The following is a 9,600-nucleotide window of genomic DNA, read 5'->3' as shown; positions in this document are numbered from 1 at the left end:
TTTTTGCACTTTTTTGTTTTTTGCCCCTAAAGATAGGATTTACAGCGAGTTTAGCTAATTTTCATCAACTTTTTTGGTATATAAGCCCAAATCTAATTGAAAACCTGAACGGGAAAATCAGAAAGTACACCAAATCAAAGCTTTCATTCCCTTCGGATGAAGCTGTTAAGAAGACCGTGTATCTCTCACTGATGGAAATTGAAAAGAAATGGACACAGCCTATTCATAACTGGGGATTGATTATGAACCAATTTATGCTTATTTTTGAAAACAGAATACAGATATAAGAGGAAACTTACAACTGAATCCTGTTTCCATTTACACAAAATTGTGAACAGTGTCTGCGACAGCGTCGCACCTTTTCGTCACCTCAGGGAAAACACTTATCTCTGCATTGTCTTATTCCCACATTCGTGAGATTTTAACCATTGATGACCCTCTTGCTCGTTACTTCTACGAGCAGGAATGTATCAAGTGTACTTGGTCTGTTCGCGAACTGCGCCGCCAAATAAACACTAATCTCTATGTGCGAGCAGGTATCAGTACGAATCCAGAGAAGATGCTCTCGCTCCCTTCTTTACAAGGTCATGACAATAACGAATTACAGATACGCCAGCCATTCACATTTAAGTTCCTTGGACTCAAAGCACAAGAGATTGTCGATGAACATGATTTAGAAGATGCCCTCATCAGTCATTTGCAAGACTTTCTACTTGAACTGGGCAAAGGATTCTGTTTTGAGTCACGTCAGAAGCGCATTATCATTGATGACGAGTATTATTACCCTGACTTGGTGTTCTATAATAGAATCCTGCATTGTGGCGTAATTATAGAACTGAAGGACGAGGAGTTCTCGCATCAGAGCCTTGGGCAGCTCAATGCCTACGTTTCTCATTACAAGGAGCATGAGATGCAACCTGGCGACAATCCTCCTATTGGCATTCTTCTATGTACACGAAAAGGCAAGAAGATGGTGGAATACGCTCTAGCCGGCATGGACAATCAATTCTTTGTATCAACCTACATGCTTCATGTTGCTAGACAAGAAAACACTTGAGGACTTCCTGTTAAAACAGTTGGAAAAGTAAGTAGTTGAGATTATTTCTTGGTTACAAATACCAATACAAATCTACACATCTCATATATAATAATGGAAGAAGGAAATGCAGAAATAATTCCAGTAGATAAGGAGGTTTTATCTACATGGTTAGCAAATAACCATGAAGAGTATGCAGAGTTCAAGGAGTTGTGTCATGCACTTGCTACCGAAACTGACATAATAAAAATATCCAAGACATTTGATGTTGACACAGAATCACTAATAAATGTCTTGACTGTTTTTATGTGTCTGCAAGAGGAGAATATGACCATTAATGAGTTTTATACAGAAGCCATAGCAGAAAACAATGATTTTTTGTATGCCCTTTGTTGCTATTTGTATTTTGATGATGGACTGGAACTGGCATTACAAAGCATTGAGATACGCAAAGATGTATTACGGAGGTTGGACATGCTGGAGATGGTGGAGAGTATAGTGGAGCAAAAGGAGGTGGAAGAAAAAGAAGAACTTTCAACTATTGAGAAAGATTTGAACCTTCTGACTCTAAGACGTTGGCATTATGACCATCCCCAAAAGTATGCAGAGTTCCTTGACAGTGTGGATAAGGCTTGTGATGGTGACATGACTTTTGCAACAAAAGGATTCAATAGTCTGATGGACATATTCTCACTTGGAGGTGTCAAGGATATGATGGCACTAATATCATGCTTTGTACCTGGTACCGATGAATTCACGAAAAACATGGTGTCATCGGAAAACTTGTCATTCCACGACAAGCTGGGTAGCATTCTGGACTCATCTTTGAATAATGAGGCAACCAGACAGAAAATTCTGAGCAACAATCCGCATTTTAATAGCACCCTTTACTGGTTGGCTTTTGATAACGGCTTCCCAAAGGCGGTTGAGATCATTTCAAAAAATCTTTTGAGTGATGGCAATCCTGGCTTTATAAAGACACTTGGAAGAGAGGCGATACAAAGTCTGGTATATGCTAGTTTTGAGAATGCAGGATATACAAAAGGTCAATGGAAGAACATAGAGAAGGGTGCTACAAAAAGAATTGTAGCTTCCATACTTATGGACTTGAAAGGCAGAAGAGGACGCAGAGACACCTGTCTGCTTCTTGAAGAAATGATATGTCCAGAATATCGTGACCAGGTAATCATGGAGATGGGCAGGATTATAGCAGAAGATAAACAGTTTAATGATACAGATTCCATCTTTGCGTACATCTATGCGGCTTTGGGCAAATGCCAACTGCTCAATGACAAATATTCCTATCGCAGTTACCATAATGCTTTGAGAGAAAAGTTTCCTCAGTATGAGATTAAGATGGGCTATGATCATGCAGAGGCATTGTATCATGCTTTGACAAATCGAGAAGACTATAACATTAGTATAATGGAGGAACAGATAAAGCAAGCAGAGAAGCCCGTGCGCAATATAGTCGTTCGTTTCCGAATGCTAATGTCACCTGACGTTATTCAATAGTGCTACAGATGTAGCAGTTTCCATTAATCGACTTTTATTTCCCTTTCGTTTTGAATGATGGCAAAACGGAGGGGATTTCTAGTTTTTATCCGGATGTTTTGAGGACTAGTGTTAAATATTATCCTTTTTTGTTAATATCACTTCGGCAGAAATTGCAGTATTTTTTGCCGAGGTTTTATGTTTCGCAATCTCAATAATTTTGCAGCAGGAATCAAAACATAGAACTATATGACAGGAAATTTTATAATGTTACAGGATGGCGAGCTTAAAGCCTTCATAACAGAAATAGTACAAGAGATCTTAAACGGACATAAGCCCGTAGAACAGGTACCACTTGAAGAAGAGTATTACACACGTGACCAGGTATGTGACCATCTACATGTTTCCACCACCAAACTCTGGCGTATGGAGAAAGATAGTGACATCACTGCTTATAAACTTGGACGACGTAGCTTGTATTCAAAGAAGGCTGTTGATGAACTTATCAAGTCCAAGAATGTTAACGCTAAAAAAATAATAAAGGTGAGTCTATGAACATGTTTAATTTAGTAGCAAGGTTCTGGCGCATGACAAAAGATTCAGGCTCTACCACCAGCGAAGCAGCGTTATACTTCTACTTGCTTAACAAAGCCAACACGCAGATGTGGCGAATGCCAATACGTTGTCCCACCGCGATAGTCAGTGTCTATCTCAATACAAGCAAACAAAATGTGATGAAGGCACGTGAGGGGGGGGGGTGAGACGAAAGGGGCTTATAACTTTTACTCCTGGTTCCGGTATTAACGACAATCCTCTTTACACTCTAACGGAAACTAATGAGCGGTTGTCTGGTCAGATGTCGGGCGAGTTACCTGACCAGTTGTCGGATAAGTTGCCGTCTCAATTCTCGGGGCAGTTGTCTGAGTCGTTGTCACCTTTAAAAGACAAAGAAATAGACAAAGAAAATTCAATAACAAACGCACATGTGAAAAAAGTTTTGGAATTGGATGATTTGGAAAGAATGTTTATTGCTGATCAAGATTGGCTAGAATCGGTATTCCGACTTCTAAGTAACTACTCAAAATTAAGCAGCATTATGTTTAAGTTTAATTCCCAAGGTATCCCCGACAGTCGCCAATGCCCTATTGACAGTGTAAAAGAGGTTATCGCTACTTACATAGTCCTGCGGTCTGATCCATTTGGTTTTCATTATCCTCCACAAGGTTTCTGCAAGATTCAGGTGCGGGGAATACGGCGGAAGATAAAAGAGGAAAAGGCCACGTTTCTTCCACAATGCCCTCAGTTCCCGTACTTTCTTGTTTCGATGTACGCTCGCATTGTCAAGCACGATGAAGGTGTCTTTCTTAATGTTCAAGGAAAAGGCATCGAGGTATTCAACGACCTTGTACGCGTCAATGCTTTCAGTCGTGGTGAACCCATGATAGCGGTTGTTCCGGTCAATTATGCCGAAGATGTTGACCCTTTGTGACTTCCCGGATGGGACATACACGTCTTCGTCACGGAATTGCCACCCGTAAGACACATATCCTTCGGTGCATACATGACTTTCATCGGCGTAATAAAGGTCTATCTTGCCGTCCATGTTCAGGTGTTCAAGTTCTTGCAACTTCTCGGTCTTATACGCATAGAGTTGCGGCGAGGGTACTCCCCTTGGGCGTTTTCTTATTCGCTTATATCTTGCGCCAATGCTGATAAAAAACGCTTGAATGTCAGGTCGCTCGCTTCTTTGCCCGTGGCCTTCTGCCAAGCTTCGCGAGCCTTGCCGACGCTTTGCCTGTCCTGTTCTATGGCTTTGCGGACAACTTCCTCGTCCGTACAGTCCATGATAGGCTTGCGCCCACGACCGGGGCGGGTCTGCAGGCCGCTGATGCCTTCCTGCATGAAACGTTTCACCCAAAAGTTGACGGATACATGCGACATCTCCGTCTGCAAACCTACCTGCTTGCTTGAAAGTCCTGACGATTTGAGCTGTACGGCACGGCAACGCATGCGGAAGCAATGGCTGTTCCCTTGTCGGAAACCCCTTTCCAACGCCAAGCGTTCGGAGTCCTTTAAGATGATTGATTTGATTTTGCCCATAAGTGTTTCTTTGAAGTTTATGAGGCAAAAGTAACAAATCTATATGATATAAACTAATTATGAACATCTACTTACTATCAAAAGGCATGACGGACGCAAGTATAGAAATGGTGAAGGAAAAAGTCAGTATATTCTTTCAGTACCTGAGAGCAACTGGGCAATCAGAAAGAGAAAAGAATGACTGCAAGAATCATTTCGTAAATTGGCTGGTAAAACAGCCGGTAAACAACAAATTCAACAATGGAAGTAACAGACAAGGACATCACGACAAGCGTAGATTGGTTGAAGCAACACCTTTTAAGTCGTCGGACTACGAAGGCTCGTTTTAGACTCGACATGACAAAAGAAATGGCCTACAACTATCTGTTGGCGGCATGTATGGCCGAGGTTGAGTATCGTCATCGTATCTTCTGTTCTAACAAAGATATAGAGAAGCAGATACATGATATGGCTCTTTGGCTTACCTCACCATCATCCTATTTCGGAGTCCTGCTATGCGGTGGATGTGGAAATGGTAAAAGCACTATGCTTAAAGCATTCCAACAATTGCTGAACACACTGCATATTCCCAAACCATACAACGAAGGCACGTATGGAATCCGAATTGTTGATGCAAAGTACATTGCGTACCTCTGCAAGAACAACTATGAGGCATACCGTAAAATCGTCAGTGTTGATATGCTCGGCATCGATGACCTTGGCACAGAACCGTCAGAGGTGTTGGACTATGGCAACGTCTATACACCTGTCATTGACCTGCTGACAATGCGTTACGAAGAGCAGCTTTTCACCATTATTACGACCAACCTCACACCGCAACAGATCCGAGAGCATTATGGCGACCGCGTTGCCGACAGGCTAAATGAGATGGTCAAGAAAATCGTGTTCAATAATGGTACTTACCGTACTGACAAGTTAGCTATATATGATTAACATCTTTTCAAGCCTTCGGTGCACTGGACTTGCCCATGTGCCAGATAATTCTAGTATCGGGGAGCCTAATACCCAATATTGAAGAAAACAAAATCATAATAAAGGAAAACATTGAAATATAAAAGATTAATATATAGCATATTACAAACGTATAGCAATTTTGGGAGGTTTTATTAATGTTTTATAAAATATCAGTTATGTGACATTATTTGTGACATTATTTTTGTATCTTTGTAGAACAATTGGATCATTAACAAACTCTCTAAAAATAGATGCCATGCCCAAAGCATCCCTCGCCATTGCAAAGAAAAGCGACTGCCAAGGCGAGTGCCGCATACTTGTCCGGCTCGACATAACGCGCACCAACCGCCCCCAGTTCAAGTCTCCCGTTTCGGTAAGCCCGCCTCATTTCGTTGACGGCTCAATAAAGATACCGTCCCGTGGCAAACTGAACATAACCCTTCGCGAATCGCTCCTCTGAAAGAAAAAGGAGATAGAGGCTTTCGTCGCTTCAATCTCGGCTATAGCGATGGCTTTGCCGGAAGAAGCGCAGACAAGGAAGGACATACTGGAGGTGTATGAGATGGTGAAGACGGTCAACCCGTCCGAAATCAGCCGCACCACCATCATAGCAAAGAAGAAGGAACAGGCTGAAATCAATGCGGAACTCGTCAGGGGCTTGCAGGAAGCCCACAGGCCGAATGTACTGGAGTATATAAGGAAGCGTATAATATAAAGAGTACGGAAAACGGTGACATCAAGCGCAAGGGCAACAACTACAAGAAAGGTACGCTGCACGCATATAAGGTGTCGCATACGGTCCTTGAAGCGTTCGCCAAGACACACCCCTTCAACTGGGAAGACATAGACGAGCAGCTCATTGACAAGTATGTGCAGTATCAGGAGGAGCTCGGCTACATGAAGAAGTAAACAAGCATCTTGCCTCACTTTCCGCCATGCTCAATGCCGCTTTCAAGGACGGCTACCACTTCAAGACTTCCGTACTGAACCATTTCCCGAGCAAGCATACATAGCTGCTTGAATGATAGATTATTGCAATTTAATCGGTAGAAAAGTTGTTTTTGAGCCTCCTGGACTTGTTTTTGAGGCTGTTTTACACTCTTTTCTCAATGAATCAGAACCATGAGGAAATTTTGCATCCTCAATGAAGTTCACCTATCTTCTATCCGGCTACAAAGGTACAAAATTCCGTGATGTTTTCGCCTATAGTGTCAACTAAATGCAAGATATTCTCATGGATAATGTTTGCTGACCAAAAGAGTAAAAAGCGGTTGAAGCCTTTTCTTCCCTTTGCTTGACTTAACTTTATTGCCCGTGTATATTATCGGTCATTAAAGTCAAGTTAAGCGTGGAGTCTTATCTTTTTCTTTTGGCAAGCAAAATAGTTCTTTGATATGATGAGTGTATGATAAACAATTTGCATCGTTTGTAACGAATAACATATTATTTGTTGATAGGTGTATATGGTGCTTACAAACAACATTATAGCATTTAGTTTTTGGAAGTTTTTGCTCAAAATAGATTATGTATATGGTTAATTATGCCAAGACGTGCATTTTTCTGTGTGTAATACATCATTAAATAAATAAAAAGTATTATCTTTGTATCTTATATGACAAGTTGATTGTAGTGAAGTCATCGACATAGTCGCTTTACACCTTAAATTGATGTAGTAATGGCAAAGAATACAATGGGAACCAAACTTCCCCGAAAATTGGAGCAGAAGATGCAGATTGTAGGCGAGCAGATTAAGTTGGCTCGATTGCGCAGAAACCTGAGTGTGGCTCAGGTGGCTGAACGCGCCACCTGTTCACCGCTTACTGTGTCCAGAATAGAAAAAGGAATTCCTACTGTTGCAATAGGGATCTATCTACGTGTTTTGTACGCATTGCAACTTGACGACGATATTCTATTGCTTGCCAAAGAAGATAAAATGGGAAAAGCTTTGCAAGATTTGAGTTTGAAAACAAGAGAACGTGCATCCAAGAAAGAATAATCTATGAAAAAGTTGTATGTATATGCCGATTTCGATTGGCTCAAAGAAATGGAACTCATTGGCGAACTAGGCTATGAGTCTCTTCGTGGTACGGACAGCTATAGTTTTACGTTCAATAATGAATGGTTAAGGCAGCACAGCGATCTGTTTTTGAGTGACGACCTGAATAATTACCCGGGACAACAATATACACAACCGGACAAGGATATATTCGGATGCTTTTCGGATGCTTTGCCAGATCGTTGGGGACGTACTTTGTTGTTGCGTCGTGAGCAAATTGCAGCTGCGGAAGAAAAACGACCAGTACGGAGATTGTCATCCTTCGATTTCTTGACTGGTATCGATGATTTCTCCCGAATGGGTGGATTCCGTTTTAAGGAAGACCTTGATGGCGAATTTATCAATGTGAGTGAATCATTGAAAATTCCACCTTTGACGGATATTCGGGAACTGATTGCAGCCAGTGCCGAGATAGAGAAATGTGAAGAAAACAATATGCTCCCTGATAGGAAATGGATTGCACAACTTGTGCAACCGGGAACGTCATTAGGAGGTGCAAGGCCTAAAGCCAATGTTGTAGATACAGATAAGGTTCTTTATGTGGCCAAGTTTCCATCGCGCAAGGATGACTATGATGTTGGACTTTGGGAGTATTTCAGTCATTTGCTTGCCACAAAAGCAGGGATAAACGCTGCAAAAACAAAAGTGTTGGCAACAGGAGAGAAATATCATACATTGCTGTCACAACGCTTCGATAGAACTAATGATAGCAAACGTATTCATTTTGCATCTGCCATGACTTTATTGGGGCTGAGTGATGGTGACAATGCAACTACCGGGCATGGTTATCTGGATATAGTCGACTTTATTATTCAGAGCTGTACCGATGTTGAACGAAACCTACAGGAACTATACCGTCGTGTGGCTTTCAATATATGCATAGGCAATAGTGACGACCATTTCCGCAATCATGGTTTCCTTTTGACTGCAAAAGGATGGACACTGTGTCCTGCATATGACATGAACCCCACGTTGAATGAGTATCAAAGTTTGCTTGTTTCACCAACTTCTAACAAAGCAGAGTTGAGTATTTTGTTGGATGCTTGCGAAGACTATATGCTAAACTGTAAAACAGCAGAAAAGATTATTTCGGAGGTGATTGAAGCTGTAAAAGGATGGCGAGAAATTGCTGTTCGTCAAGGCATATCCAAAAGGGAAATCGAAATGTTCTCAGAAGTACTGGATGGAAGATGCAAGCAATATGTTAGTATTTAATATCTTAGTTCAATCAGAATAAGGAGGAAATAACCATGAGTGGAGGATATTTTGATAGGAGCACATACGCAATGCGTGAGATTGCTGATACTATTGAGCGCGATATTGCGAGGGCATTGAAACCTAAACCTGAGAAAATTCAGGAGGACTTTTGGACTATTTACGAGAAAGATAGCTTTTGGCTCATATCATAATTATAAAGATTTCATGAGTTTTGGGAGCTATGAAGACGCAGAATCTTTTCTTCTGAGAGATAAAACCATTGTCAAGGCAAAGCAAAATACGCAAACCGACGATTCTTTGATGATGGCGTAGTATACCAATCAACAAAGCGATATATGTCCGACACTCCTGACGGAGAACAGATTCCGGTATTATACTCAATTCACCATCGTTCTTATGACCGCTATCCGTATAACGCTGATGTCTTGAATCTGTCTGACGAGACGATAAATGTTATGAAGGAAGCCTATCGGCAAATTCGTATAGCAGAAATATATGCTGAACGGGTTGATTGGATGATGAGTGGTGATGATAGCGAAGAGTGCTTCCGTGAACGTATCAAGGAAGACTTGGAGGAGTTTGAAGAGGAATATGCTACTAAGGATTGGACTTATCTCGATGAAGATGATGAATAACAGCGAAATATAACACCAATTCTTCCTTATTTTTTCCTGACTTCGTCAACGTGTCACCCAAAAATCGTCAGAGAACAGAGGTGCGATGCGTTGATGACGTTTCATGA

12 protein-coding genes and 1 pseudogene are annotated in these 9,600 nt (G+C 41.4%); 11 read left to right on the top strand and 2 right to left on the bottom strand.

The window, feature by feature from the left end; all coding sequences use genetic code 11:
* The 4 genes and pseudogenes from Q0Z70_RS12095 to Q0Z70_RS12080 all read left to right on the top strand — a co-directional run.
* Nucleotides 1–287: transposase (locus tag Q0Z70_RS12095; RefSeq protein ID WP_298074874.1), on the top strand; the 287-nt coding region annotated here is incomplete at its 5' end.
* Between the two features lie 95 nt (nt 288–382).
* Nucleotides 383–1,088 (top strand): annotated as a pseudogene (locus tag Q0Z70_RS12090) (PDDEXK nuclease domain-containing protein); the annotation flags it as partial.
* Between the two features lie 62 nt (nt 1,089–1,150).
* Complete coding sequence (locus tag Q0Z70_RS12085; RefSeq protein WP_298074872.1) at nt 1,151–2,551, top strand: DUF6043 family protein; 1,401 nt, start codon at nt 1,151–1,153, stop codon at nt 2,549–2,551.
* A 228-nt stretch (nt 2,552–2,779) separates the two neighbouring features.
* A complete protein-coding gene (locus Q0Z70_RS12080) occupies nt 2,780–3,085 on the top strand; it encodes a helix-turn-helix domain-containing protein (RefSeq protein WP_298074870.1) in 306 nt (101 codons plus the stop codon).
* A 529-nt stretch (nt 3,086–3,614) separates the two neighbouring features.
* Here Q0Z70_RS12080 and Q0Z70_RS12075 read toward each other — a convergent pair.
* Both Q0Z70_RS12075 and Q0Z70_RS12070 read right to left on the bottom strand, forming a co-directional pair.
* On the bottom strand, nt 3,615–4,298 hold the full coding sequence (locus Q0Z70_RS12075) for an IS630 family transposase (protein ID WP_298074868.1): 684 nt from the start codon (nt 4,296–4,298) through the stop codon (nt 3,615–3,617).
* Entirely contained in the window at nt 4,214–4,630 is a 417-nt protein-coding gene (locus tag Q0Z70_RS12070; protein WP_298073315.1) for a helix-turn-helix domain-containing protein, read from the bottom strand. Before Q0Z70_RS12070 ends, Q0Z70_RS12075 begins: the two co-directional genes overlap by 85 nt.
* 240 nt (nt 4,631–4,870) lie before the next feature.
* Between Q0Z70_RS12070 and Q0Z70_RS12065 the strand changes: the two genes are divergently transcribed.
* The 7 genes from Q0Z70_RS12065 to Q0Z70_RS12035 all read left to right on the top strand — a co-directional run bounded on the left by Q0Z70_RS12065 (nt 4,871) and on the right by Q0Z70_RS12035 (nt 9,493).
* Complete coding sequence (locus Q0Z70_RS12065; protein ID WP_298074866.1) at nt 4,871–5,563, top strand: hypothetical protein; 693 nt, start codon at nt 4,871–4,873, stop codon at nt 5,561–5,563.
* A 277-nt stretch (nt 5,564–5,840) separates the two neighbouring features.
* Nucleotides 5,841–6,044 carry a hypothetical protein gene (locus Q0Z70_RS12060; RefSeq protein WP_298074864.1) on the top strand — a complete coding sequence of 68 codons (204 nt, stop codon included), beginning with the start codon at nt 5,841–5,843 and terminating at the stop codon, nt 6,042–6,044.
* Nucleotides 6,045–6,092: 48 nt separating this feature from the next.
* On the top strand, nt 6,093–6,299 hold the full coding sequence (locus tag Q0Z70_RS12055) for a hypothetical protein (RefSeq protein ID WP_298074862.1): 207 nt from the start codon (nt 6,093–6,095) through the stop codon (nt 6,297–6,299).
* 71 nt (nt 6,300–6,370) lie between these two features.
* Entirely contained in the window at nt 6,371–6,493 is a 123-nt protein-coding gene (locus tag Q0Z70_RS12050) for a hypothetical protein (RefSeq protein ID WP_298074860.1), read from the top strand.
* 766 nt (nt 6,494–7,259) lie between these two features.
* Nucleotides 7,260–7,580: a helix-turn-helix transcriptional regulator gene (locus tag Q0Z70_RS12045; RefSeq protein ID WP_009036646.1), complete on the top strand. Its 321-nt coding sequence runs from the start codon at nt 7,260–7,262 to the stop codon at nt 7,578–7,580.
* A 3-nt stretch (nt 7,581–7,583) separates the two neighbouring features.
* On the top strand, nt 7,584–8,855 hold the full coding sequence (locus Q0Z70_RS12040; protein ID WP_298074852.1) for a type II toxin-antitoxin system HipA family toxin: 1,272 nt from the start codon (nt 7,584–7,586) through the stop codon (nt 8,853–8,855).
* A gap of 338 nt (nt 8,856–9,193) precedes the next feature.
* Complete coding sequence (locus tag Q0Z70_RS12035; RefSeq protein ID WP_298074850.1) at nt 9,194–9,493, top strand: hypothetical protein; 300 nt, start codon at nt 9,194–9,196, stop codon at nt 9,491–9,493.
* Nucleotides 9,494–9,600: the final 107 nt, after the last annotated feature.

It is taken from the genome of uncultured Bacteroides sp. (assembly GCF_947632445.1).
In the GTDB taxonomy this organism is placed as follows: domain Bacteria; phylum Bacteroidota; class Bacteroidia; order Bacteroidales; family Bacteroidaceae; genus Bacteroides.
Note: the sequence above shows the minus strand (reverse complement) of the source record. Positions and strands in the feature narration are given on the sequence as shown.

Coding starts and splice junctions, on each gene's coding strand:
- Q0Z70_RS12060 (WP_298074864.1), top strand. CDS start 5,841: ATGCCCAAAGCATCCCTCGCCATTGCAAAGAAAAGCGACTGCCAAGGC.
- Q0Z70_RS12070 (WP_298073315.1), bottom strand. CDS start 4,630: ATGGGCAAAATCAAATCAATCATCTTAAAGGACTCCGAACGCTTGGCG.
- Q0Z70_RS12045 (WP_009036646.1), top strand. CDS start 7,260: ATGGCAAAGAATACAATGGGAACCAAACTTCCCCGAAAATTGGAGCAG.
- Q0Z70_RS12080 (WP_298074870.1), top strand. CDS start 2,780: ATGACAGGAAATTTTATAATGTTACAGGATGGCGAGCTTAAAGCCTTC.
- Q0Z70_RS12035 (WP_298074850.1), top strand. CDS start 9,194: ATGTCCGACACTCCTGACGGAGAACAGATTCCGGTATTATACTCAATT.
- Q0Z70_RS12085 (WP_298074872.1), top strand. CDS start 1,151: ATGGAAGAAGGAAATGCAGAAATAATTCCAGTAGATAAGGAGGTTTTA.
- Q0Z70_RS12065 (WP_298074866.1), top strand. CDS start 4,871: ATGGAAGTAACAGACAAGGACATCACGACAAGCGTAGATTGGTTGAAG.
- Q0Z70_RS12055 (WP_298074862.1), top strand. CDS start 6,093: ATGGCTTTGCCGGAAGAAGCGCAGACAAGGAAGGACATACTGGAGGTG.
- Q0Z70_RS12040 (WP_298074852.1), top strand. CDS start 7,584: ATGAAAAAGTTGTATGTATATGCCGATTTCGATTGGCTCAAAGAAATG.